Annotated in this window: 23 protein-coding genes; 9 read left to right on the top strand and 14 right to left on the bottom strand. The window is 73.3% G+C overall.

Features of this window, described 5'->3' with window-relative positions; genetic code table 11:
* The first annotated feature begins 131 nt into the window (after positions 1–131).
* The 3 genes from R2S09_RS00960 (at position 132) to R2S09_RS00970 (ending at position 2,561) form a co-directional block, all read left to right on the top strand.
* A complete protein-coding gene (locus R2S09_RS00960) occupies positions 132–1,721 on the top strand; it encodes a DEAD/DEAH box helicase (protein WP_316739228.1) in 1,590 nt (529 codons plus the stop codon).
* Positions 1,722–1,799: 78 nt separating this feature from the next.
* Entirely contained in the window at positions 1,800–2,207 is a 408-nt protein-coding gene (locus R2S09_RS00965) for a CBS domain-containing protein (RefSeq protein ID WP_372337626.1), read from the top strand.
* 66 nt (positions 2,208–2,273) lie between these two features.
* Complete coding sequence (locus R2S09_RS00970; protein ID WP_316739230.1) at positions 2,274–2,561, top strand: SCO5918 family protein; 288 nt, start codon at positions 2,274–2,276, stop codon at positions 2,559–2,561.
* A gap of 210 nt (positions 2,562–2,771) precedes the next feature.
* Here R2S09_RS00970 and R2S09_RS00975 read toward each other — a convergent pair whose 3' ends face one another.
* A complete protein-coding gene (locus R2S09_RS00975) occupies positions 2,772–3,191 on the bottom strand; it encodes a S41 family peptidase (protein ID WP_316739232.1) in 420 nt (139 codons plus the stop codon).
* 577 nt (positions 3,192–3,768) lie between these two features.
* On the opposite strand from R2S09_RS00975, the gene R2S09_RS00980 reads away from it, so the two are divergent.
* Together R2S09_RS00980 and R2S09_RS00985 are read left to right on the top strand one after the other, a co-directional pair.
* A complete protein-coding gene (locus R2S09_RS00980) occupies positions 3,769–4,302 on the top strand; it encodes a SigE family RNA polymerase sigma factor (RefSeq protein ID WP_306184794.1) in 534 nt (177 codons plus the stop codon).
* A 9-nt stretch (positions 4,303–4,311) separates the two neighbouring features.
* Entirely contained in the window at positions 4,312–5,184 is an 873-nt protein-coding gene (locus R2S09_RS00985) for a hypothetical protein (protein WP_316739235.1), read from the top strand.
* 206 nt (positions 5,185–5,390) lie between these two features.
* Here R2S09_RS00985 and R2S09_RS00990 read toward each other — a convergent pair whose 3' ends face one another.
* From R2S09_RS00990 to R2S09_RS01000, 3 genes are all read right to left on the bottom strand, one after another.
* Positions 5,391–6,092, bottom strand: coding sequence for a hypothetical protein (locus R2S09_RS00990; RefSeq protein WP_316739237.1), 702 nt, complete (start codon positions 6,090–6,092; stop codon positions 5,391–5,393).
* A 138-nt stretch (positions 6,093–6,230) separates the two neighbouring features.
* The gene (locus R2S09_RS00995) at positions 6,231–6,968 is read right to left on the bottom strand and encodes a hypothetical protein (RefSeq protein WP_316739239.1); all 738 of its coding nucleotides are present in this window, start codon (positions 6,966–6,968) and stop codon (positions 6,231–6,233) included.
* Positions 6,969–7,027: 59 nt separating this feature from the next.
* Positions 7,028–7,573, bottom strand: a complete 546-nt coding sequence (locus R2S09_RS01000) for an RNA polymerase sigma factor (protein ID WP_306184787.1) — start codon at positions 7,571–7,573, stop codon at positions 7,028–7,030.
* 88 nt (positions 7,574–7,661) lie between these two features.
* Between R2S09_RS01000 and R2S09_RS01005 the strand changes: the two genes are divergently transcribed.
* On the top strand, positions 7,662–8,579 hold the full coding sequence (locus R2S09_RS01005) for a serine/threonine-protein kinase (protein ID WP_306184785.1): 918 nt from the start codon (positions 7,662–7,664) through the stop codon (positions 8,577–8,579).
* A gap of 78 nt (positions 8,580–8,657) precedes the next feature.
* On the opposite strand, the gene R2S09_RS01010 is transcribed toward R2S09_RS01005, so the two are convergent.
* The gene (locus R2S09_RS01010) at positions 8,658–9,668 is read right to left on the bottom strand and encodes a L,D-transpeptidase (RefSeq protein WP_316739242.1); all 1,011 of its coding nucleotides are present in this window, start codon (positions 9,666–9,668) and stop codon (positions 8,658–8,660) included.
* A gap of 167 nt (positions 9,669–9,835) precedes the next feature.
* On the opposite strand from R2S09_RS01010, the gene R2S09_RS01015 reads away from it, so the two are divergent.
* Entirely contained in the window at positions 9,836–10,354 is a 519-nt protein-coding gene (locus tag R2S09_RS01015; RefSeq protein ID WP_306184783.1) for a SigE family RNA polymerase sigma factor, read from the top strand.
* Entirely contained in the window at positions 10,344–11,036 is a 693-nt protein-coding gene (locus R2S09_RS01020; protein ID WP_306184782.1) for a L,D-transpeptidase, read from the top strand. Before R2S09_RS01015 ends, R2S09_RS01020 begins: the two co-directional genes overlap by 11 nt.
* A gap of 127 nt (positions 11,037–11,163) precedes the next feature.
* Here R2S09_RS01020 and R2S09_RS01025 read toward each other — a convergent pair whose 3' ends face one another.
* The 9 genes from R2S09_RS01025 to R2S09_RS01065 all read right to left on the bottom strand — a co-directional run bounded on the left by R2S09_RS01025 (position 11,164) and on the right by R2S09_RS01065 (position 23,518).
* Positions 11,164–11,478 carry a hypothetical protein gene (locus tag R2S09_RS01025; RefSeq protein WP_306184780.1) on the bottom strand — a complete coding sequence of 105 codons (315 nt, stop codon included), beginning with the start codon at positions 11,476–11,478 and terminating at the stop codon, positions 11,164–11,166.
* Positions 11,479–11,565: 87 nt separating this feature from the next.
* Complete coding sequence (locus R2S09_RS01030) at positions 11,566–12,918, bottom strand: hypothetical protein (RefSeq protein ID WP_306184779.1); 1,353 nt, start codon at positions 12,916–12,918, stop codon at positions 11,566–11,568.
* Positions 12,919–13,093: 175 nt separating this feature from the next.
* Entirely contained in the window at positions 13,094–16,789 is a 3,696-nt protein-coding gene (locus R2S09_RS01035; RefSeq protein ID WP_316739246.1) for a hypothetical protein, read from the bottom strand.
* A 13-nt stretch (positions 16,790–16,802) separates the two neighbouring features.
* A complete protein-coding gene (locus R2S09_RS01040) occupies positions 16,803–17,126 on the bottom strand; it encodes a trypco2 family protein (RefSeq protein WP_306184775.1) in 324 nt (107 codons plus the stop codon).
* Positions 17,127–17,552: 426 nt separating this feature from the next.
* A complete protein-coding gene (locus R2S09_RS01045) occupies positions 17,553–18,779 on the bottom strand; it encodes an NAD(P)/FAD-dependent oxidoreductase (protein ID WP_306184773.1) in 1,227 nt (408 codons plus the stop codon).
* Between the two features lie 90 nt (positions 18,780–18,869).
* Positions 18,870–19,817 (bottom strand): RNA polymerase sigma-70 factor, encoded by a 948-nt coding sequence (locus R2S09_RS01050; RefSeq protein WP_306184772.1) that lies wholly within the window; start codon positions 19,815–19,817, stop codon positions 18,870–18,872.
* Positions 19,818–19,905: 88 nt separating this feature from the next.
* A complete protein-coding gene (locus R2S09_RS01055) occupies positions 19,906–20,292 on the bottom strand; it encodes a DUF2267 domain-containing protein (RefSeq protein WP_189898427.1) in 387 nt (128 codons plus the stop codon).
* A gap of 165 nt (positions 20,293–20,457) precedes the next feature.
* Entirely contained in the window at positions 20,458–22,701 is a 2,244-nt protein-coding gene (locus R2S09_RS01060; protein WP_306184768.1) for a bifunctional polysaccharide deacetylase/glycosyltransferase family 2 protein, read from the bottom strand.
* 13 nt (positions 22,702–22,714) lie between these two features.
* Positions 22,715–23,518, bottom strand: coding sequence for a hypothetical protein (locus tag R2S09_RS01065; RefSeq protein ID WP_316739250.1), 804 nt, complete (start codon positions 23,516–23,518; stop codon positions 22,715–22,717).
* A 368-nt stretch (positions 23,519–23,886) separates the two neighbouring features.
* Here R2S09_RS01065 and R2S09_RS01070 point away from each other — a divergent pair, with 368 nt between their 5' ends.
* A complete protein-coding gene (locus R2S09_RS01070; RefSeq protein ID WP_306184765.1) occupies positions 23,887–24,519 on the top strand; it encodes an RNA polymerase sigma factor in 633 nt (210 codons plus the stop codon).
* Positions 24,520–24,548: the final 29 nt, after the last annotated feature.

Consider the following 24,548-nt stretch of genomic DNA (forward strand, 5'->3'; position numbering starts at 1 on the left):
CCGCCGACCGTACCGGTTTCAGCGCCGCGATATCCGGATTTTCTTTTTCTACGGCTCATTCTTGCGAACTTCGTGCGGCCATCACCGCTGGACGGAATTCCTCGATACGCCGCATCGAGGAAGGTTCCTCCATGAACCGCACCCGCCGCACCGGCGGCACTTCCGGTGGTCTCCGCGCGGACAGAAGGTTCACGCGATCGGCGGGATCCGCCCGCGGCAACCGCTTCCGTACCCAGGAGACGGGCCGCCAGGCCCCCCGTCCGGACACCCTGCGAAAGAACGGCCAGGGCGCACGCTCCACCCCGCGCCGACAGGAGTTCGCCCTGCCGGTCACTCTCACCGAGCCACTGCCAGCGGTCGAGACCTTCGCCGAACTGGACATGCCCGCACGACTGCTGGCCGCGCTCCGTACCGAGGGCGTGACCGTTCCCTTCCCGATCCAGGCCGCCACGCTGCCCAACGCACTGGCCGGCCGCGATGTCCTGGGCCGGGGCCGTACCGGCTCGGGCAAGACGCTCGCCTTCGGCCTGCCGGTGGTGGCCCGCCTGGACGGGCAGCGCGCCCAGCCCCGACAGCCGCTCGCCCTCGTCCTCGTCCCCACCCGGGAACTGGCCCAGCAGGTCACCGACGCGCTCACCCCCTACGCACGCGCCCTGCGGCTGCGGCTCGCCACCGTCGTGGGCGGCATGTCGATCGGCCGCCAGGCGAGTGCTCTGCGCGGCGGCGCCGAGGTCGTCGTCGCGACGCCCGGCCGCCTCACCGACCTCATCGAGCGGGGAGCCTGCCGGCTCGACCAGGTCGCCGTCACCGTCCTGGACGAAGCCGACCAGATGGCCGACATGGGGTTCATGCCGCAGGTGACCGCGTTGCTCGGCCAAGTTCCCGCCCGCGGACAGCGGTTGCTGTTCTCGGCCACCTTGGACCGCAACATCGACCTCCTGGTGCGCCGCTACCTCCACGACCCCGTGGTGCACTCGGTCGACCCGTCAGCGGGAGCCGTCACCACGATGGAGCACCATCTGCTGCACGTGCACGACGCCGACAAGGACACCGCCGTGACCGAGATCGCCGCACGTGACGGGCGAGTGATCATGTTCCTGGACACCAAGCACGCCGTCGACCGGCTGACCCAGCACCTGTTGTCCGTCGGTGTGCGTGCCTCCGCCCTTCACGGAGGCAGATCCCAGCCACAGCGCAACCGGACGCTCGCCCAGTTCAAGGACGGCCACGTCACGGCCCTGGTGGCCACCAACGTCGCGGCCCGCGGGATCCATGTAGCGGGCCTCGACCTCGTCGTGAACGTCGACCCTCCCGGCGACCACAAGGACTACCTCCACCGCGGCGGCCGTACCGCACGGGCCGGCGAGTCCGGAACCGTCGTCACCCTCGTCCTTCCGCACCAGCGCCGGACGGTGGACCGCTTGATGGCCGACGCCGGTATCACTCCGCGTACCGCCCGGATTCGCCCGGGAGAGGCCGAGCTGCACCGCATCACCGGCGCCCGGAGCCCCTCCGGCGTACCCGTCGTCCTCACCGCACCGGTCGACGGCCGAGGCGAGGACAAGGGATCCAACGGCCGGCCTCGCAGGGACCGGGCCGTCGGCCATGGGAAGAACCGCCGGACAACCGGTCGTGGAGCGAACGGCCAGGGCGCCGGCCCCGGCGTGGGCGACCGGGCCGCCGCCCGGATCCGTCGGCCTGTCCGGAGGAACAACCCCTAGCCGGAGCACGGGGAAGCGCTCCCTGCGGTCGGGACGAGCCGTCGCCCGTCCTGTCCGCCCGATGAGAAGGAGAAGCCCTTGACGCTGTTCCCACCCAGAACACTGCGGGCCGGCACCGCCGACGGAACCGGTCCGACCGCCCGCGACGCCATGCACGCTCCCGGTCCGCAGGTCGACGACCACATGGCGGTCGACGTGGCTCTGTCCGTGCTCATCGGTGCGCGTGTCCCGCATCTGCTCCTCCGGGACGAGGACGGGCGGTGCGCGGGGCTGGTCACCCGGGCCCAGCTCGTCGCGCACCGCGGCGGCTCGTGGTTCAGCGACCGGACGCGGCTGCGGGACATCCCGCTCGACCGCGGGCCGTTCACCTCGTCCCTGGCCGTACTCGGCGAGGCGGAGACCGCCATGCGGGCCCGGACCCTGGAGGCGTCCCCCGTGATCGACGAGCACGGCTACGCCCTGGGCGTCCTCGCTCTCACGCCCTGACCGTCGTCCGGCCGCGTGGCGCGGTCGGCTTCTCCCGTGCTCTTCCCCACCCCTGTGGAGACATCCATGCGCTGTGTCATCGCCAGATACCCCTTCGACCTGACCAAGAGTGAGGTCGAACAGTCCATGAGCGGCATCACGCCCGAACCCGTCACCGGCGTGTCCGTGACCGTCGACCGCCGCGTGTACCCCGTGATGCAGGTGGGCGCAGTGATCACCAAGTTGGACCGCCGTGACATCACGACGAGTGAGATGCGCCGGGCACTGATCCGTCTCGGCTTCACCTGCCACGACGCGCGCCCGGTCACACCGGCCTGGGACGCGCGAGCCGACGGGGACACGCCCAGCTGGTGAGACCACGGTCTCGGCGATCAGGCCCTCCACCAGGATCCTGATCTCGTCACGTATCGGGTCGGGTTGCGGTGGCCGGAGTTGACCCGCGTGGTTCCGGTTCGCCCTGGCTCAGGCCGGGTCGGCTCCGGCGAGGATCTCGCGAACCGGTGAGCTGGACCGGGTCAGCCCGCCAGTCGGGCGAGGGCCAGCGCGTGCGCGCGGTCGAGGGAGTCAGCAGCGGCGCAAGGGATGTCCGGCTGCACACCGGTGCCCTCCCAGTTTCGTGCTGGATACGGGGTTGATGGCGCGGCCAACGGGGACGGTGGCTTCCAGGTGTGGGTGCACGGTCCAGCCCTCGCACGGATGTGCGCCGCCGCGGGTGCGCTCGCCGACGACTACGGCGCGGCCGAGCTGCTGGAGGTCGTACGCCGGCTCTTCAGCGGCAGAAAAGGTGCTGTCGCTGGACAGCACATACAACGGCTTGCTGCCACCGAAGCGCCTGCCGGGAACGTGCGGCAGGCTCCAGGACTGCTCGCTGCGCTCGCCGCCGCGCCAGTACATGGTGTTGAGGTGGGTGCGCTCGTCGAGCAGGTGGCTGCAGACGAAGGCGACCGTGTCCGGGTCGCCGCCCCGGTTGGAGCGAAGGTCCACGATCAGCGCCTGGCGCGGGAGGCCAGGGTGAGCGCGGCGCTCAGCGGTTCGGCGGCCCACTCCATCGGAAACAGCATCGGTGCCAGCTGGACCGCTCACCCGCCGAGACCCACCTGACACTGCGCCACCTGCGTCTTGACCCTGCGCGGGCGAGAGAACTCGGCGAGGCCCTCGCCAGACTGGTCGACGAGGCGGAGGAAAGCACAGAGGACCAGCCCGTGCACGGTGTGCTGGTGGCGCTCTATCAGCAGGCCCTGCCGACCAGCACCCCCGGTTCCGCCTAGCGGCACCACCCCCACGAGACAGCACGCCTGACTCGCTCGAGACGAGCCGCACCCATCGACAACGCGGTTCAAGGGCTGATCTCCGCACTCCACGAAGAAGGCCCGGGCCTCAGACCCGGGCCTCTTGGCTGTCCGCGGTGATCGAGGCAGGGCGACGGACACCGCCCCGGGTGTGTGGGCAAGGAACGCGCGCCGGGGGAGGGCGAATTCGGTTTCAACCTTTAGGGTTCGGCAGCGCTCTGAAGAGGGGTGACAGGGCAGGGCTCGTCGACAGGGCCCGGAAAGGAGAGCAGATGCCGGAGAACGGCCGAGGCTCCGCAGCGCCGCAGGGATCCCAGGCGCCCGAGAGCTTCGAGGCCTTCGCACGGGCGAGTCAGAGACGGCTGTACCGGACCGCGTACCTGCTGTGCGGGGACCCGGAGACGGCCCGGGACCTGACGCAGACCACGCTCGCCAAGCTGTTCCAGCACTGGCGGCGGGCGAGTGCCGCCGACCACATCGAGGCCTACGCGAGGACCGTGCTGGCCCGCACCTACCTGGCCGAGCGGCGGCGTCGGCTGCGGGACCTGCTGGCGCACTCGCGCCCCGACCCCCGGCCCGCGCCCGACCACACCGATGTGCGGGTGACGCTGATGTCGGCACTGGCCGGACTGCCGCCCCGGGCCCGGGCGATGGTCGTGCTGCGGTACTGGGAGGACCAGAGCGTCGAGTCCGTCGCCGAGCTTTTGAAGTGCAGCGAGTCCACCGTCAAGAGCCAGTGCTCACGTTCCCTCGCAAAGCTGCGCGCCCAACTGGGCGAGGCCCACACCTACGCCACGGGGAGCTGAGGAACCGCCATGACAGCCAACATGCCCGAAGCAGACCGCCGGAACGCGCTGCTGGTCAGAGATGCGATGGAACGTACGGTGGCGGAACTGCCGTCGGTCCACGACCTGGTGCCCGCTGCGGTCACCCAGGGCCGGCGCCGCAGGGCGCGTGTCCGTCTCACGATCGCCGCCGGGGTCGCCTGCGTGGCCGGGGCAGTGGTGTTCGGCTCCCAGACGCTAGCCGTCGGAGGCGGCGCCGGAAGGACGGTCCGGCCTGCCTCGAGCCGCACGCCCTCACCGCACGAGTCACCCGAATCGGTCCGGCCGGAGCCCTACCGAACGCCGGTTCACATCGACCCCACGAGCGACGACGAACGGTCCGTGGCCGACCTGCCCCCCGCCGAGCGGAAACGGCGGGCGCAGTTCCAGCAACATGCGTCTGTCCTCCTCGACAAGCTGCTGCCGGACTCTGTCGGCCTGATCCGGCCGGTCGACCTCGACGTGTCGCGCTACCAGGGGCAGACCGAGGACGGCAAGGTGTTCACCATCGTCTTCTCCGTACGGCCCTCCGGCGACGGCCCGGACTCGAGGCCCTGCCCCTCCGCCGCTCTCGCCGCCAAGGGCGGAAGCTGCGAGCAGGCCACTCTGCCGGGTGGCATCAAGGCCACCTCGCTCCGCGTCCTCACCGACTCGCCCGAGACCATGCGCACCGACGTCCGGTTCCGCTACGGACACAGCGACATCGACCTCGCCGTCGAACCGGACCTGGACGCAAGGGCCTCCGCCCCCGTCACCAACGAGCAGCTGCTGGCGGCCGTCGGAGACTCCCGCTTCCTCGACCTGGTGAGGTACGCCGACGAGCACCCCATGCAGAAGAGGCAGACCACCATCGCGGGCGGCTGACAACGGGCGGTGTGCCGAGACCGCACCCGGGAGGCGACGAAGCCCCTGCCCGGCCCGGGTGCGGCCGGCCCATCCGGTCCGGCGGCTTCGCCCTGTCCCGAGTGCGCCGTTCCCCGCTGGGACACGCCCAGCGGGGAACGGCGGGAGAAGGGGGAGAGGGAAGGAGGAGGAAGGAGAGGGAGGGAGGAGCGGGGCCGTGCGCCAGGTCAGGCGGACAGACGGTTGATGGCGATGGCGGCGATGCCTTCCATGTAGCCGGGGTCGTCGCTGGGCTGGCCGGAGAGGCCGACGATGCCGAACCTGTGGCCGCTGCGGATGACCGCGACGCCACCGGCGGCCTCGCCGTCTCCGTTGAAGGCGGGGTACCACCGGCCCTGGCCGGTCTTGAGGGTGATCGCATGCCCCTGGCCGTAGTACCAGTGGCCGGCCGGCTCGTCCTGGCAGCTGCGCACCAGCCGGTCGAGCCGGTTCTCGTAGGAGGCCGCCGACGTGGTGGTGGAGGTTTCCGCGACGGATTCGGTCAGCAGGGTGTCCTTGGTGTCGAAGGTCCAGGTGACGTCGGCGTAGGCGCCGGCCTTCCCCTTGGTCAGCGCCTGCATCGTCTCCTCGCCGGAGCACGCCGAGAGAGCCTGCTTCCCGGTCATGCCCACGGTCGCGCTGACCGGGTTCAGGCCCTGCTGGTAGAAGTCGGCCTTCTGGATCAGGTCGGCCAAGCCGAGGCGGGACCCGGAGAGGGAGCTGTCGGCGGTCGCCGTTGCCGGACGGCCCGCGGAGCCCGTGGCCGTGGCGGCGGCAGCGGGGTGCATGCCGATGCCGGCCGCCATCAGGGCCGCACCGACGCAGGTTGCCGCCCTTGCGGTACGACCGCGACGCGGGAGCTTCTTGCGGGCTGCTTGGTTGTCGAACATCTCGTCCCCTGTGTGGTCACGACGCGGTGTGCGTCTTCCTGTACCTGGGGAGATGCGGCGCGCACCCGGAATGTTGGACAGCCGTTCGCCGCGAACCGTGTGAGCCGGCTCACACAGGACGCCGAGGTCGGGGTGATCTCAGAGCTGGGTCACGGCGGCACGGACGATCCGTGTCATGGCAGCCGTGCCCAGGCAGGCATCGACCTCCAGGACCCCGTAGTGCGAGCCGTTCCGGAGTACGGCGATGCCTCCGCACGGCTCCTTGCCCCGGGGCGCGGTTCCCGTGGTGTTCAGGTCGCCGTCGTAGGAACCCATCCAGCTCGCGGTGATGCTCGGAGCGACATCCATCGTGTGCGTCGGCCCGTAGACCCAGTGGGTGGCCGGTTCCGTCTGGCACGGCACTTCCTCCAGCAGGAGGCGCTGGGCGAAGTTCTGCGCCATTGCCGGGCTTCCGGCGTCCGCGGCGACCTCGCGCGCGACCTGGTCCCTGGCGTCCACCGCCAGCGTGGGGTCGCTGTCGTCCGTGTCCTTGGCCGTCACCAGCCCGCGGAAGTGTGCGTCCTGCGTTCCCAGGGTCTGCTCGAGGGTCTTCTCCCCGGCACAGGCCGCGTTGGCGTAGTTGCCGTCTCCGACGCGGTCCCGCACGTAGATGCGCCGGGAGATCCCGGCCTTCCTGAACTCGGCCGCCGGCAGCAGGTGCCGGTCCGTCATGGGTCCGGCGGCGGGCTTCGGCGGCGGGGAGCCGCCGCCCGGCGAGGACGGCGTGGCGCCCGACGGCACTGTCGCAGTGGAGCGAGCGGGCAGGACGAACCGCCCGGTCAGCAGTCCGAGTCCGACGGCTGCCGTCAGGATGACGACGATCGTCCGAGCTCGCACGGCGGCACCTCCGGGCTTCTGGTCGGGCCGACGCCGTTGGAGTGGCACGCCCCGATGCCTCAGAAGCCGCCGCCGAGGCGGTCCCGCATGAAGCGGCGAGCCTGGTGGATACGGTCCTTGACCGTGCCCAGGGGCGCGTCGGTGATCTCGGCGACCTGGAGATAGGTCAGGTCTCCGAGATCGCGCAGCACGAAGGATTCCGCCAGGGCCGGGTGCCGTTCCTCGAGGGCGGCCAGCGCCTCCATCAGGTCCAGGCGGGTCCCCGCGATGACGCTGGTCGTTCGAGGGTCGACGCCCTCGGGAACGGCCGCATGGCTCTCCTCCGCGCGCCGGCGCATCGAGCGGTACGTGGACCTGGCGGCATTCGAGGCGATCACCGTCACCCACCCGAGGAACGAGCCCCGCCCGCTGTACTCGTGCAGATGTGTGCTGATGGACAGCAGGGCGTCCTGCGCGGCCTCTTCGGCGTCGGCGTGGTGCGGCAGGAACCTGGAGCAGCGGCGCATGACCGTGGGCCGGAGCCTGACGAGGAGGCGGTCCAGGGACGCCCGGTCACCTGCCTGGGCGGACACCACGAGCCGGGTCAGCTCGTCCTCTTCGATCACTCCGCTGTCCCCCCGTCGTCCTCTGACCGGCATCCCGCCCGGAGCACCGCGGTTCCGGGCCCCGGCGCGTCGGGCAGAATGGTGCCACATGCGGAAGCTTGGCCGTTACCTCCTCGAGGACCGCCTGGGAGCCGGTTCGTTCGCCACCGTCTGGAAGGCATACGATCCCGGGCTCGACACGCATGTGGCGGTCAAGGTGCTCGCCGACAACTGGGCGTCGAACGCCGATGTGCGGGAGAGGTTCCTGGCGGAGGCGAGGCTGCTCCGCAGGATCTCCAGCCCACGGGTCGTACGAGTTCACGACGTGGGTGTCCAGGACGACCGGCCCTACTTCGTCATGGACTACATACGAGGCGGCACGCTGGCCGAGAAGATCGGGCACTGCCGGCCCGCGGAGGCACTCCGTCTGGCGGCCGAGGCCGGATACGCCGTTCAGGTCCTCCACGACGCGGGCGTCGTCCACCGCGACGTCAAGCCGTCGAACCTTCTGCTCGACGCCGGCCACACGCCCGCTGCCGACACCGCCGTACTGGTCGCGGACCTCGGCAGCGCGAAGCGGCTCGCCGACGCGTCGGGGTTGACCGTGACGACCGGTACACCCGCGTACATGGCGCCCGAGCAGGTCTTCCAGGACGGCGGGTTCGACGGCCGGGCAGATGTGTACGCCCTCGGTGTCGTGGCGTTCGAACTGCTCACCGGGCGCAAGCCGTTCGGTCCGGGCGGTCTCGCAGCCCTCACGGCGGAGCGGGGGCCGGCGTCGTCGTTGCCCGTGACCCCCGGGGAGCCGGGGGTTCCGCACGGCATTGACGCGCTTCTGCGTGCCACGCTGTCCACCGATCCCGAGGACCGGCCGCGAACCGCGCAGGCGTTCGCGGACGCGCTGCTCTCTCGAGGCGGAGGGGAGTGGACGCCGGCCGGGTCCCCGGGGCCGGCCCGCCTTGTGGTCTGGCTCGCGGCGGCCGTCGTGTTCCTGGTGACAACTGCGCTGACCTGGCTGGCCCGCTGAACTCGACGGCGCCCGGCCGCCCTCACCGCGACGGTGCGGACGGCTGGGCTGCCACACCCGCGCCGGCGTCCGGGTGGTTCAGTTCGCCGCGGTGGGCGCCCCCTTGTGGGCGGAGGCGCTGTGGGCCAGCCACTGGGACCACGTGAGGTTCCAGTCGCCGTAGCCGTTGCCGGAGGCGACCGACTCCTTGGAGCCGGTGACGCGGATGACGTCGCCCGGGATGACACGCCGGTAGAAGCGTTCGGCGGTGCCGTCGGTGGCGAGGCCGACGCAGCCGTGGGTGACGTTGGCCCGGCCGGCGTAGGTGTTCGCGTTGGGGTTCTGGTGGACGTAGGTGCCGGACGCCGTGATGTGGACGGCCCAGGCGTAGTAGCCGTGGTAGGCGTCGCCGAGGCCGACGGTGCGGGAGTCCATGTAGACCCTGGGCTGCTTGTCCATCACGACCATGGTCCCGTTCCAGGTGTCGAGGCCGGGCCGGCCGGCGGTGACGGGGATACGGGTCCTGGGCTTCCCGTCCTCGGTGACGGTCATCGTGTGGCTTCGCACGTCGACGGTCGCGGTCAGGGAGCGCCCGATGGTGAAGTGCCGTACGGCGCTGGTGCCTATGCGCAGGGTGACGTGGGTGCCGGGCTTCCAGTAGGCGGGCGGGCGGTAGTCGACCCGCCGGCCGTCCAACAGGTCGCGGTCCTTGACCCAGCTCCACGCGCCGCCGACCGCGGGCGCGGCCCGGACGGTGAGCCAGTGCTCGACCGCGGCTCGCTGGGACGCCGGAACGGGGCGGGGGAACCGGACGGATATCGGCATGCCGACACCGACCGTGGCTCCCTCGCCGATGTTGATCTCGGCCCGGGCGAGGACGGCCGGCTCGGGGACGACGGGAGCGGTCCGGCTGGGTGAGGCGGTGGGCGTGGGCGCGCTCGCGGCGGCGGACCGGGTGGGCGCCGTCGCGGCGGATGAGCTGGTGGCCGCGCAGCCGGTCGCCGACGCGGCGAGCGCGAAGGCGGCCGCGAAGGCCGCGGTGACGACGTGGAGACGGCGAGAGGGGCGAGAGCGGCGAGAGCGGTGACTGGCCGGTCGGTGCGTGGACAAGGAGTTCCCCCTGTGGTGAGTGGTGACATCCGCTGTACGTACGCCGGCTCGACCGGGTTGCATCGGCCTTCGGCCGGTTTCCGGGCAGGCCCCCGCCCCCGGCCCGAGACGGCTCAGCCGCGACGGCCCCGTAGGATCGCCTCCGCGCGACCGTGGCAGGGGGGCCGATGACCGAGGAGGAGTTCGATGCCTTCTACACGGCTGCCTTCCCCCGCCTGGTCGGCCAGCTCTACGCCTTCACCGGCGATCACGCCGAGGCCCAGGACGTCGTCCAGGAGGCGTTCGTCAGGGCCTGGGACCGCCGCGGGTCGTTCGACGCCGCCGCGGCCCCCGAGGCCTGGATCCGCACCGTCGCCACCCGGCTGGCCGTCAGCCGCTTCCGGCGAGCCCGGCGCTGGCTGGAGCTGGTGCGCAAGGACGCGCCGCCGGAGCAGACTCCGGGGCCCGGACCCGAGCATGTCGCCCTGGTCGCCGCCCTGCGCGAACTGCCCCAGGCCCAGCGGCTGGCCATCGTCCTGTACCACGTGTGCGACCTGAGCGTGGAACAGATCGCGACCGAGACCGGCTCACCCGTCGGGACCGTCAAGGCGCGCCTGGCCCGTGGCCGGGCCGCCCTTGCCCGCCATCTGGCACCCCAGGACGCCGAGACCTTCACCGGGACGAAGGAGGCCACGAATGCCTCATGACCCGTCGGGCCCGCCCGCCCCCGAGACGACCTCCGACCGGCTGACGAGCGCGCTGCACGAGGTGGCCGCCCGGGGCCGGCGCCCGGCGCCCGCCTCGGGTGCCTTCGTACGGCGCCGGGCCCTGCTGCGCCGTCGTACCCGCCGGGCCGGGCTGGTCACCGCGGGACTCGTGGTGGCAGGCGCGGCCGTCCTCAGCGGTATGTCCCTGCTGGGTCACACCGACCGGCGGGCGGTCCCGCCCGCCACCACCGCCGCCACGACCGCTCCTGCGCCGTCCCCCTCTTCCGGCCCTTCCGGCTCTTCCGACGGGACCGTCCGTGAGATCAGGATCGACCTCACCGCGCTGGAACTCCACGCCGCCGGGCGGAGGTTCCCCGTTTCCGCGCCCGGCATGAACAGGCCTTTCCGTGACGACACGAGCGGCCGGGTCACCGAGCTGGACCGGCGCATGCGGTTCAACGCGTCGCCGAGCGGTGCGGTGGAGCAGTACGAGTGGGTGATGAGGTTCCTCGGGCCCAGACAGGAGCCCCACTTCATCTACGCGGTCAACGACGAGGCGGACGTCCCCGGCCGCCGGCCGTCCACCCTGGGCCTGATCGGCCTGCGCCCGGCCGACGCCCGCTGGCTGTACAAGCACACGGCCGTCGGCACCAAGGTCGTGATCTCCGGGGCCGGCACCTGACGCCGGGCCGACGACCGAACCATGGGCCGAGGCGGTTCCGCTCCCGGGGACCAGGCAGATCAGCAGCGCGGCGAGCACGCTCAGCGGGGCGCGGTTGATCGAGTGCGGCCGCGGGCGGCCAGAGCTCCTACCCCTGGACCGGAATGTCCGGGTGGGTGGACAGGAAGATCATGTACGCGATCGCCGCCGCCGCTCCCAGGAGGGAGAGGACGCCGCCCGCCACGGCGCGCGGCCCGCTCGCCCGGCCCGACTTCGCTGCCCGGTACTCCACGCAGGCCCGCACGAGGCCGGTGAGGGCCATGGGCAGTGCGACGAAGGAGACGAGTATCCAGAACGGGCAGCAGAACCAGCACGCCAGGGACGCCCCGCCGAACCAGACCGCGAGCTCCCTCTTCTTTCGTGTCGTCTCCGGGATTTCGTCCGGTGCGTCGACGGAGGTCATGGGGCTGATCCAAGCAGAGCGCCCGCAGCGGCGCCGCACCGGTCGCCCCGTCCGGCCGGCGGTCGCTCACCTCGCCCCGGCCGCCCGTCAGCGGCCGGTCACCTGGGGAGCCCACTCGCAGGCCTGGGCCGCCGCCTCCAGGACCGTGCGTTCGGTGGGGGTGAGGGGGTAGGGGGCCGCCGGGCCGAGGGAGGGGTCCAGGTGGGGGCGGACTCGGTCGGCGTCGGCGGGGGTCAGGCCGAGGAGCGGCTTCACCAGGATGTTGAGGGGGTGCTCCAGGTCCTGGACGACGGTGGTGTAGAAGGAGTCCGGGCCCCGGGTGGGGGTCGCGAGGCCGCCCTCGTAGACCGCCAGCCGTCCGTAGGGCGCCGAGGCGAATCTGCCGATGGCGCGCGAGCCGCGCAGGTCGTCGTCCTTGTTGTCGGGGCCCGTGGGCACCAGGAACTCCGGGGAGCCGGTGCGCTCGAGGGTGGCCATGTCGTAGTGGTAGTTGACGTTGCCGCCCTCCGCCACCAGCAGGTTCCACGCCGCCACCGGGTTGAGCCGGAAGATCGTGCGCGGGGTGGAGTCCCAGCCCGAGTACAGGCCCCGGATCCGGCCGCCGATGATCTGCCAGCGGTACAGGCCCTTGTCCCGGCCGGCGGTCACGATGGAGTCCCCGGTGAAGGTGATCGCGTTGAACTCGCCGTGCCGCACGGACTCCGTCACGAGGTCGTACAGCGGCTGCAGCCGGCTGTCGGTGACCAGCAGCCGGGAGCCGTCCGCGAAGGCGATCCGGGTGCCGGTGGCGTCGACCGCGAACAGGTCGGCGCGGTGCAGGCCGTACTCCCGCAGATCGAGCTGCTCCTGCTCGCCGTCCGCGAGGGCGAGGGCGACGCCGAGCAGCTTGGTGCCCACGACCCACCCCGTGGCGGTCGGCTCCACCACCGCGTCCAGCAGCCCGCCTCCCGAGGCGAGGACGGCCTCGCGGCCGGGGGTGTACTCGACGATCTCCGTGTCACCGCGGTAGCCGCCGCTGTCGAACTCCCGGCGGGCGATGACGGTTTCGCTGTCGAGCGCGCACAACGACCAGTGCTGGGCCGGGCCTTCGTACAGCGTGTTCCGTACGCCCGTGCGGTCGACCGTGACGAGACGGGAGGTGTGCGGGTCGCGGCCCATGGTGTCGAGCGCCACCACGGGATGGCGGACGCAGAAGCCGGCCGGGTTCGCGAAGCCCATCGTGGTGGGCAGCCGCACGGTCGTACGCCGGAACAGGTCCGCGCCGAGCCGGGCCGCCTCCTTGGTGTCGATGCCGGTGAGCACGGCGGCGAGCCGGGCGTCGGCGTCCGACGGCGGGGTCCACTTGCGGAGTTTCAGGTGCGCCGCCGCGGCCACCGCCTGCGGCAGCGGTGAGGACAGGATCTGCCACCACAGGCCGCGCCAGTCGCCTCTGCGGGCCATCTTGCGTGCCTGACCGGCCGGATCCGAGCCTCCACTGATGCGTGGAATCACCCTGTGTCGCCTCCCCGTTGGTGTACATCGGCGGCCGGACGCGCGTACGGACTCCGTACGTCGCCGTAGGACGCCCGCTGTACGACGCCGTACGGCGCTCGTACGGTCCCGCTTTCCCGCTGTGTCACACCGAGAACCATCCGCCCGGCCTGATGTCCACGCCGAGCTTCCGCAGCGTGGCCTCCTTCAGCTTCGGGTCGAAGTCGCCGATGGCACCGGCCGCGTGGACCCGTACGGAGCGCCCCGCGTCCGGGGATTCCGCCAGTTCCCGCAGCAGGCGCAGCCCCTCCTGGCGGTCCACGCCCGCAAGGGCGCGCGCGGCGCTCACCCGGCTCTCCCCGGCCGACTCGGCGACGTGCTCGCGCAACAGGCGCAGCCCGGCCTCCCGGTCGCGGCGGGCCAGCAGCACGGCGGCCTGGAGGCGCGGCCCGGCGTCCCAGCCCGGCTCCCGGGCCAGCCCGGTCAGCAGGGGTTCGCCCTCCGCCGGTGCGTAGTGGGCGAGTTCGGCCGCCGCCCGCAGCCGGTGCTGGGGCTCCTGGCCGGTGGCGCGGGCGATGACGCCGAGGATCCGTACCCCCTCGTCGCGGTCGTGCTGCGGGAGCAGCACCGCGGCGTCGCAGCTGTACCGGCCGGGCAGGGCGCCGTCGGCGAAGTCGCGCAGGAGGGGGACGCCGGCGGGGTCGTAGCGGGCGAGCCGGTGGGCCGCCTCGACGCGATAGCCGGCGTCGACGCGCTCGTCGCGGGCGATGCGTTCGAGGAGCAGCGTCGCCTCGGCGCGTTCCTCGTCGCCGGGGTCGGCGAAGGCGGCCAGCGCGTCGGCCGCGAACACCCGGCAGTCCGCGAAGAAGCGTCCGTCGGCGGCGAACCGGCGCAGCCAGTCGGTTCCGGCGGCCCGGTCGTGGGCGCGCAGCCCCAGGGCCGCCTCGACGCGGGCCAGGTCGGGGCAGTGGGGGTTGGCGACCAGCGCGCGCAGCCGGGCGGTGCCGCCGGGCGTGTCGTGCTCGGCGAGCCGGGCGGCGGCCTGGGCGCAGTAGCGGGACGTGGTGTCGTCCGCGAACCGGGTGAGCAGTGCGGTGCCGGCGTCCCGGTCGGCGTGCGCCAGGTGGGCCGCCGCGCCGATCCGCAGGTGCAGGGGGAACGACGGGTCCTCGGCGAAGCCGCGCAGCAGCCCGGTGCCGCGGGGGTGGTGGCCGGCCAGCGCCGCCGCGGCGTTGACCCGGTCGACCGGTACGGAGTCCGGGTCGGTCGCCATGTCGTGCAGGCGGCGCTGCTGCCCGGGCAGGTGGGCGAGTGCCGTATGGGTCTGCTGCCAGTCGTGGACGACGGGGGCCGTGTCCGGCTCCCGCTCGTCGGGGTGCCGCCAGAGCGTCTCGAGGATCCGGTCGCGGGTCTCGTCGTCGCACATGCCCTCCGCGAGCAGCCACGCCGCCTGCTCCACCCGCCGGGGGTCGGCGGCCAGCCCGCGGACCAGTTCCCGCTGGAGCTCGGCCGGCCGGCGGTCGAAGGCGAACAGCGCGGCCACGCGGGTGTCGGCATCGGCCAGGGCGTCGCCCCAGGCGTCCGGGTCGGTGCCGAGGCGGGCCCGGTAGTGCTCCGCGGCCAGGTACTCGGCGAACGTCCGGTGCAGAAAACGGGGATCCGGCCCGTGGACGTCGACGACGAGGCCGGTGGCGTCGAGCAGCGCCGCGACCGTGCGGTGCGTGGCGGGGTCGTCCGTGCGGTGCGTGGCCCGGTCGTCCGTGGCCGGTGTCGACGGGTCGTCGTCCGGCCGGCCGGTCAGCAGTCGTGCGGCGGCCCGGGGCAACGGCGTGCCCTGGTGCAGGTACGCGTCGGCCAGGTCCCCGAGGAAGCCGCGCAGGGCGGTGGTGACGGCGGCGTGGGCCGGTGCGTCGCGGGCGTAGCGCTCGCGCAGCCGGCCGAGGAGTTCCTCGACGCGGTCCCGCAGCCAGGGCTCGTACGGGTCCTGTCGCTGCGGGAAGCGGCCGAGGAACTCCGCCACGGCGCGCGCGTACAGGTCGACGCGGCGGCCCCGCAGGTGCGCCTGCCCGCCCGGGTCGAAGTACTGGCCGACCGCCAGCTGCGCGAGCAGGGGCAGCCGCACCAGGTCGAGTACGTTGCTCGCGCGCGCGTACGCCAGGAACTCCGCCGCGCGGACGCCGGCCCGCTCGCGGATCACGGGGTCGGCGAGCCGGTCGGCGCCGCCCGTCTGATGGGCCATGACGAACCGGTGCAACTGCTCGTCGGAGAACGGCTGGAGACGGAACTCCGTGACGCCGACGCCGGTGAGGCCGCGCCAGGTGCTGTCGTGCAGAGCGCGGGTGGACAGCATCAGGCGGCGCTCCATGCCGGGCCCGCCGGTGCTCTCCCGGGCCGTGGCGAGCAGCAGCTCCACCACCTGCCGCCAGTCCTCGGGCCTGGTCACCTCGTCCAGCGCGTCGACCAGCACCAGCACCCGGGCGCCCGGCACGGGCGGGCCGGCCTCCAGCAGCACGCGCGCCCGGGGCCGGACGGCCGCGGCGAGGGAGTCCTTGCCCACCAGTTCCCGCGCGGCGATCCGCAGCGGCAGCAGTGGCCCGAAGGGGGCCTCGCCGGGCCCCTGGCCCCGGGTCGCACCGCGCCACCACCGCCAGGCCGTGACCTCCACGTACTCCAGCAGGCTGGACTTGCCCACGCCCGGCTGGCCGGTGACGACGATGTGCCGGACCGTGGGGTCGGCGAGGAGGCGGCCGACGGACACCGGCTGCCCGGTGACCCGGAGGGAATGGTGGCCCTCGCCTCCGGAGGACGGCCCCGAGGGCGACGCGGCCGGGCCCTGGGCGTCGCGGTCCGTGGTCGTGTCGAGGTACTGCTGGGTGTAGACACGGGCGAGCTCGCCGGGTTCGGTGGCCCGGTAGGTGAGGCCGCCGCGGTCGCGTACGGCGTCGGCCTCGGGCGCGGCGTCGAGCAGCTCGGGCGGGAGCAGCGGGCGGTGGCGCCGCTGCCGCCAGGCACGGACCGGGGAGCTCCAGCGCGTGGCCGTACGGCGGGGCGGCGGGGTGTCCGACGATGCCGGCCGGCGGCCCGGCTCCGGCTCTTCGACGCGCCCGGGTGCCCATACGCCCGCTCCGCCGGCCCATCGGATCCAGGCCGTCAGGCCCGGGTCGTCCGCGAACGCCGCCGCGGGGACGGCCCGCAGCTCGGCGACCGGTCCGGAGCGTCCGCCGGAGTCGGCGGTGACGATCCCCACGAGCCGGTCCCCGGCGAACAGCGCCGCACCGGACATCCCCGCCCAGCCGCTGCCCGGGGTCGGCCGGGCCAGCGCGCCGGTCGTGATGACCCACTGCCCGGACCGTACGCCGGACAGCGGGTGCACGACCCCGCTGAACTGCCGCGACTCGCGCATCCCGCTCACCACGTCGTGGTCGGGGAAGCCGACGGCGGTGACGTCGACCGGGTCGGCGGAGATGAGATCGGCCCAGTACGTCGGCGCCCATCCGGCCGGCGACGCGGGCTGCCGGACGTCGGTGACCAGCAGCAGCGCCGCATCGCACTCCGGCCGCCACCACACGGTCACCGCGTCCCGGAAGGAATGCCCCTTGCGGGCGTCGGCCAGCGCCCGTACCCGGCATCGCGGGCGGTCGCGGGACAGCTCGTCCAGGGCCGCCGGCGACAGGGGGCGACGCGGCGGCGGCTTCCCGGGCGGGGGCTCGCCGTCGAGTGTGGTGCCCTCGGCGGCGTGCCAGACCGTGAGGACGAGCTGCGGCGCGACGAACCATCCCGAACCCACCACACCGGCCGAGGGATTGAACACCTCGGCGACGCGCTGGGCGCTCAACGCCACGGCCGGGTCCCCCTCAACGCGGCTCGCCGTCGACGTCCGCCGTCACCCGCACCGGCCCGTCGCCGCGCGCCGCCACCGGGTTGAGGGTGAGCGACAGCCGGTGTGTCGTCTCCGCCGCCGCCTTCCCGGCCGCGCCGAACGACACAACCCCGAACCGCAGTCCCCCGTTGCCCGATCCCTCACGGGTGATGGCGAGCGCCAGCTCGATGTCCACGGGCCCGAGTTCGAAGCGCAGCGGATGCCCGTCGCCCTGTGCCATCGCCGCGGTCAGCTCGGCCCGCAGTGCCTCGATGGTCTCGGCCAGCCCTCCGGCGACCGCCACGTTCTCATTGCCCATCAACGACCCCTGGGGTGACTCGGCTGACAACTCGTCCCGCGGCTTTGCGCGCGGTTCCATGATGACACCCGTATCCCTCTGTCAGGCGCCGAGTTGGGCCGCGCCGAGCCGTCTGTCAGTAGCCTGGTGCGAGAGAGGGAGGGGTGGACATGTCGCGGGCACGGAAGATCGTGGTTGTCGCACTGGCCGCGGGGGCCGTCGGCTGGTGCTGGAGGAACAGGGACTGGTTCCTGGGGATATGGGCCATGCGCCACGCCAACGACTGACCTGGACACGACGGCGGCGGACGCCCCGTGTCGGGGGCGTCCGCCTGGCCGGGCCGACCGTCCGGCTGTCCGGGTCGGGCCGCCACCTTGGGCGTCGGGTCCGCCCGGCCACGGGAATCAGACCGACGCCTCGGCCGTCACGTCCACCGGGCCACGGGAATCAGACCGACGCCTCAGCCGTCGCGTCCGTCGCCTTGGGTGTCATGTCCGTTCGGGTCGGGGTGCCCGCGATGCCGCGGCGGCGGGTCGGCAGGAGGGTCGGGTGGGCGACGCCCCAGGCCGCGCCCTTGCAGACCAGTTCCTTGTAGCCGGCGGCGAGCCGTCCGGTCAGGGCTGCCCGGACCGCGCGGTCGTCGGCGGTGACGTACTGGATCAGGCCCTCCCTGCGGCCGAGCGAGATGCACTGGTTGAAGTAGCGCAGCGGGACATTCGGGAGCTTTCCGCCGGTCAGGCGGGCCGTGATGGCGTCGGCGGCCTGCCATGCGGTGGGCACGCCCGAGGCGCAGGACATCCGCAGCGGCTTGTCGCCGGGGCCCGTCGCCATGGCCGCGTCGCCGATGGCGTACACCTCCGGGTGCGACAGCGAGCGCATGGTCCGGTCGACCACGATCTGGCCGGTGTCGGTGGTCTCCAGGGTGGTCGCCCTCGCGATCGGGTGGACGGCGAAGCCGGTGGTCCACACGGTGACCGCGGCCGGGACGGTCTTTCCGTCGGCGGTGGTGACGTGGTCGGGCTCGACGGCGGTGACGGCGGTGTGCTCGTGCACGGTGATGCCGAGCCCGTCGAAGACCTTCCGCAGGTGGCGGCGGCCCTTGGGCGAGAGCCAGTCGCCGAGGCCGCCGCGGGCGGCGAGGGCCACTCCGAGGTCGGGGCGGGCCTCGGCGATCTCGGCCGCGGCCTCCAGTCCGGTGAGTCCGCCGCCGACGACGACCACCGGCTGTCCGGCGTCCAGGCCGGCCAGGCGCTCGCGCAGCCGGAGCGCCCCAGGGCGGGAGGCGATCTCGTGGGCGTGCTCGGCGGCGCCGGGGACGCCCTGGTCGTTCCAGGCGCTGCCGAGCGCGTACACGAGGGTGTCGTACTCCAGTTCCTCCCCCCGCTCCTCGGCCCCGTCGACGTCGCTGACGGTGACGGTCCTGCGGTCCACGTCCACGCCGGTGACCTTCGCCGGCCTGACGTCGACGCCGGTGCCGGCGAACATCTCGCTGAAGGGGCGGGGCTTGAGTTCCTGCCCGACCGCGAGCTGGTGCATCCGGACGCGCTCGACGAAGTCGGGCTCGGCGTTGACGAGGGTGAGGGCGACGTCCTCGCGGCGCAGCCGCCTGGCGAGGCGGCCCGCGGCGATGGCTCCGGTGTATCCGGCTCCGAGGACGATGATGCGGTGCTGCATGTCCGGCTCCTGTCTTCGGCGGGTTCGCCACCTGAACCGGGCGGCCCGCGGTTTCCTGACAGGAACGCGGTGTGAAGCACCTCACATCGGTCAGAAGGCGGCGCCGAGCAGGGGTTCGCCGTGGTCGGTGGCCGCCCAGCGCCTGGTCGCGCGTTCGAGCTTGTCGGGGTTGGCCTGGCTGCGGAGGGCGGCGATGCCCTCCGGGGTGACCTCCAGGCACATGACGCCGATGACCCGGCCGTCGAGGACCGCCACGAGGGCGGGGTCGCCGTTGGCGGTGGTGGCGTGGATCTCGGGGGAGCCGCCGACCAGGGCCTGCTTGGCCTTGCCCGGCTTGAACAGGCCCCGCATGAACGTCGCGACCGCGAGCGCGCCCTCGAACGGCCTGGTGCGCGCCGGGACCTTCCCGCCGCCGTCGCCGATCGAGACGGCGTCCTGGGTGAGCAGCCGTACGAGCGGCTCGGTCCGGCCGCTGGTGGCGGCCGCGAGGAACTCCTCGATGATCCGCCGGGCGGCGGCCCGGTCGATCTCGGTACGGGCCTTGCCGTCCGCGACGTGCTTCTTGGCGCGGTGGTGGATCTGCTGGCTTGCGGCCTCGGTGATGTCGAGGATCCCGGCGATCTCCCGGTGCGGGTACGCGAACGCCTCCCGCAGCACGTAGACCGCCCGCTCGTTGGGGGACAGCCGCTCCAGTACGGCCATGACCGCGTACGAGACCGACTCGCGCTGCTCCACGGTGTCGGCCGGGCCCAGCATCGGGTCGCCGGCGAGCAGCGGCTCGGGGAGCCACTGGCCCACGTAGGTCTCGCGCCGCGCGCGGGCCGAGGTGAGCTGGTTGAGGCACAGGTTGGTGAGCACCTTCGTCAGCCACGCCTCGGGGACCTCGACCCGGTCGACGTCGGCGGCCTGCCAGCGCAGGAACGTCTCCTGCACGGCGTCCTCGGCCTCGCTCGCGGAGCCGAGGAGGCGGTAGGCGATGGCCTCCAGGCGCGGCCTGGAGGCCTCGAACCGGTCCACGTCGGTCATGGTCAGGGCCATGGCCCGGATCCTAGTGCCGCGACAGGCACTGGCCCCAGCGGGGGCCGGGAGCGGTGGCCGAGGCGGGCGGCGGCGCGCTCGGCCCGCGTCAGTCGGGTTCCGCGAACAGGGTGCCGAACTCGTCGGGAAGGGCGCCGCGCAGGTCCGCCGCCAGGCCGATGTCCTCGGCCGTGAGCCGGCAGACCACCGTCCGTGCCAGGAACAGCGCCTGCTCCGGGGTGGCTCCCACGGGCCGGGCCACGTCGGCCAGCAGTTCGTCGAGGCGCGCTGCCGGGCCGGCCGCCGCGGCGCCGCCGCGGTCCAGCGCCCCACGTTCATGGGCCGGTACGGCCTGCCGCAGATGCTCCCGGCGCGGTCCGTCGAGGCGACTGCTCAGCGCCGCGAGGACGAGGTGCACGGCGGCGTCGGCGGCCTCCGTGTCGTCGAGCCGGCTCCGCGACGCCACCTCTTCCACCAGTTGCTGATGGCTGATCATGCTGCCTCCCGCTGGTGAGGACGGGTGCTGCCCCCCTCGGTGCGGTCCGCGCCCCGAGGCTGGGAGCCGCGCTCTGACGGGTGCCCGCGGGGACCGCCGCGTACACGGGACCGCCGGGCACACGGGGCTCCACCGGGCGGGTGGGGCACCGCCGTGGCGGCCACCTCAGTACCACTGCGTGGTTTCCGGAGCCGGGGCCGGGACCGCTGCCTGAACCCGTGCCGGTTCCGCACCCGAAGCGGGAGCCGGGGCCGGTGCCGGACCCGGTGCCTGCAAGCTGCCGTAGCGCTCCATCCGCTGCCAGCGCAGCCGCGAGCCCGACACGGCGGTGAAGACGGACTGGATCACCACCAGGTACATCAGCTGCCGGTAGACGAACTGCTGCAACGGCAGGCTCCACAGCGGACCGGGCCGTTCCCCGTCCAGGCGGAACGCGTACAGGCCCATCACGAGTTGCAGCACCAGGAAGGCCAGCCACAGCCCGACGATCCGGACCGGGTCGAGGAAGAGCAGCCCGTACAGGGCGAAGACGTCCACGACGGGTGCGAGCAGGGGCAGCAGCACCTGGAAGAGGAGGAGGTAGAGCAGGCCCCGGCGGCCCAGCTTTCCGGCGGCGCCGCGCTGCACCAGCGCGCCGCGGTGCTTCCACATCGCCTGGAGCGTGCCGTAGCACCAGCGGTACCGCTGCCGCCACAGGGCGTTCAGGGACGCGGGCGCCTCGGTCCAGGCCACCGCGCCCTCCTCGTACACCACGCGCCAGCCGGCCCGGCACAGCGCCATGGTGAGGTCGGTGTCCTCGGCGAGGGTGACGTCGCTGACGCCGCCGAGGGCCTGCAGCGCCCGGCGGCGGAACGCGCCGACCGCCCCGGGGACGGTCGGCATGCACTCGGCGAGGTCGAACAGGCGGCGGTCGAGGTTGAAGCCGACCACGTACTCGATGTGCTGCCAGCGGCCCAGCAGGCCGCCGCGGTTGACGACCTTGGCGTTGCCCGAGACGGCGCCCACCCGGGGGTCGGCGAAGGGCTGCACGATCATGCGGACGGTGTCGGGTTCGAAGACCGTGTCGCCGTCGACCATGACCACCAGGTCGCAGGAGGCAGCGGCGAGCCCGGTGTTGAGCGCGGCCGGTTTGCCCGCGTTCCGCTGCCGGATCACCCGGACCCCCGGCAGCCGGAGCGACTCCACGAGGTCGGCGGTGCCGTCGGTCGAGCCGTCGTCCACCACGATGATCTCCACCGGGTGGTCCGAGGCGAGCAGCGACCGTACGGCCGCCTCGATGCCGGCGCTCTCGTTGTACGCGGGGACGATGACGCTGACCGGCTCGGTCACCGGCGGCCCCCAGGACCTGCTCCGGCGCCCGGACCGCAGGCGCCGGTGGCGCCGGGCGGCGATCAGCACGACCGCCGCGCGCAGCACGCTGATCACTCCGGCCGCGTACATCAGCACGCCCAGCAGCCACACCAGCCAGTCGCCGGCCTGCAGCAGGCGGATGAGGGCCAGCCCTTGGAGATGGTCACCGGTCGAGGCGGTCCGGACGGGGGAGGCCATGCCGACCGCGTCGGAGACCGTCGCGAACCTGAAGCCCTCCGCCTTGAGCCGGGGCACCAGGACGTCCAGCGCGGCGACGGTCTGCGCCCGGTCGCCGCCCGCGTCGTGCATCAGCACGATCTGCCCGGCGGTGCCGCGCGGGGTCGCGTTGGTGAGGACGCGGGGCAGGCCGGGTCGCCGCCAGTCCTCGGCGTCCTGGGTGGCGAGCACCGTGACGTAGCCCGCCGTGTCCGCCTGCTTCAGGACGGACCAGTCGGCGTCGTCGAGCGCGGCGTTCTCCGAGGAGTACGGCGGCCTCAGCAGTGCGGTGGTGACACCCGCGGCACCGGCGACCGCCAGCTGGGTCTCCCGCAGCTCCAGGGAGCGCTGCCATGGGGCGAGCCGGGAGAGGTCGGGGTGGGTGAAGGTGTGGATGCCGATCTGGTGGCCCTCGGCGACGATCCGGCGGACCAGTTCGGGGTGGGCGACGGCCTGGGTGCCGACGACGAAGAAGGTCGCGTGCACATGGTTGCGCCGCAGCACGTCCAGGATGCGCGGCGTCCAGACCGGGTCGGGGCCGTCGTCGAAGGTGAGGGCGATGGTGCGGGCCTTCACCCGGGCGGTGTGCGCCGAGGTGGCGGCGTCCGCGATCACGGGGCCGCCGTGGATCACCTGGCTGGGCACCGCGTCGCTGCGGCCGCGGGGTCCGGCCGCGTCGTCCGACGTGATGCCGAACATGTGATGGGTGTAGCCCTGCAGCAGGAGGGCCGTCGACAGGGTCACCGTGAGCACGCTCAGCAGCAGCCAGTGGGTGCGGGGGGTGATCTGGCGGGTGCGGCCGTGGCGGCGGGGAGGCGCGGTGCGGTGGCGTCGATCGGTCACGGTGGGACGTGGCTCACTTCACGGGCTTGTGGGTCGAGCCATAGGCGCGGCCCTTGGAGGAGGGGGCGGGGACGGGGGCGGAGGTGGCGGTCGAGGTCGGGGACGTGATGCCGGTGGGCGCGGTGGCACCGGACCCGGAGGTGGGGGCCGCCACCGGCCGGTCGGTGGCACCGGACGTCTGCCGCGCCGTGGGACGGGTGCTCTGCCGCGCCGCGGTGGCACTCGTGTTTCCCGCGGCCTGGCCACTGCCGGGCGCGGAGTCGGGGGCGGTCGCCCGGGGCGTGGCCGGGTGCGCCGGGTCCGGCTGCGGCACGAACGGGGAGCTGATGCTCGGGCCGCCCAGCATGGCGCTGACCAGCAGGGCGACATAGCCGCCCGCGGGAATCATCAGCAGCCGGGCGGCACGGAGCACGCGGCGCTGGCGCCGCCCCGAGGAGTCGACGAAGACCGGACGCGCCGACGCGCTCGCGGACGTGTCCGGTCCCTGGGCGGGGAGGCCGGGTGGTTCGAACTCCTGGGGCGGGACGGTGAGGACGTCACTGAGGGCGTCACTGAGAACGTCACCGTGGGTGCCGTCGTCCGGGTACGTCCACTGCGGCTCAGTCGGACACGGCGGATACAGCGTGGCCGTGTCGGTGGGGGCGGCGCCGACGCCGTGGCCGTACGCGTGACCGTAGCCGTACGCCTCGTCGTAGACGTACGGCTGGTCGTGGCCGTACGTGTGGCCGTGGGCGTACTCGTGGCCGTAGGCGTACACGGGGGCGCCGCCGTACGGGTCCTCGACGTACGCCCCGCCGCTGTCGTCTCTCCACTGCACGAGTCGTGCCCCCTTGTCCCGGGCGACCGCCACGGTCGTCCGCTTGGACAGAGCGCACCGGGCCGGAAGTGTTACACCTCGCGGGTACGGGACGGAGCGGCCGGAACCCCGTGCAGTGGGCGGGGTCCCGGCCGCTCGGTCTCTCTCCGCGCCGCTCAAGGGGGGAGTCGCAAGCGGCGCGGTACTCACTCAGCGCATGGCCGCCGCGAAACATCACCCGGCCGTGACCGGCGGTGATGTGAGGGGCCGCTGATGCGCGGTGACACTTCTGTGAGAACTGGCGCTGGTCACCATGGGGGACCGTCGATGCGACCGGAGCGCGGCGGACGGCAGGGACTCGGTATGGACCGGTGCGAACGAGGACAGTCTTGGGCCAGGCACGGCAACCCCGGCGCGTACAGGCGTACGACGGGGAACTGGGCGCGGCGGTCGCGCGGGCCCAGGACGGTGACGAACTCGCCTTCGCGGTCGCCTACCGGATCGTGCAGCCGGGCCTGCTCGGCTATCTGCGCGGGCTGGTCGGCGACGACGCGGAGGACGTGGCGTCCGACGCCTGGCTGGAGATCACCCGCGACCTCGGCCGTTTCCAGGGGGACGGGGCCGGGTTCCGCGGCTGGACGGCGACCATCGCCCGGCACCGGGCACTGGACCATCTGCGGCGCAAGCGCGTGCGGCCCCGGGCGGGAGGGACCGAACAGGACGTACTGGATCTGCCCGCCCCGCACAGCACCCATGACCAGGCCATGGAGTCCCTCTCCACCGAACGGGCGCTGGAACTGGTCCGCGGGCTGCCGCGGGACCAGGCCGAGGCGGTTCTCCTGCGGGTCGTCGTCGGACTGGACGGCCCCGCCGCGGCGCGCGTCCTCGGCAAGCGCCCGGGAGCGGTGCGCACCGCCACCCACCGCGGCCTGAAACGCCTGGCCGGCCGGCTGGGTCTGGGCGACGGGGCGGACGAGGGTGTGACGGATGGGGCTTCCCGCACGCTGGGGGAGTCGAAATGAACGAGGGCGGCAAGGTCGCCATGACGACG

This window comes from Streptomyces sp. MK7 (assembly GCF_032658145.1).
GTDB lineage: Bacteria > Actinomycetota > Actinomycetes > Streptomycetales > Streptomycetaceae > Streptomyces > Streptomyces spiralis.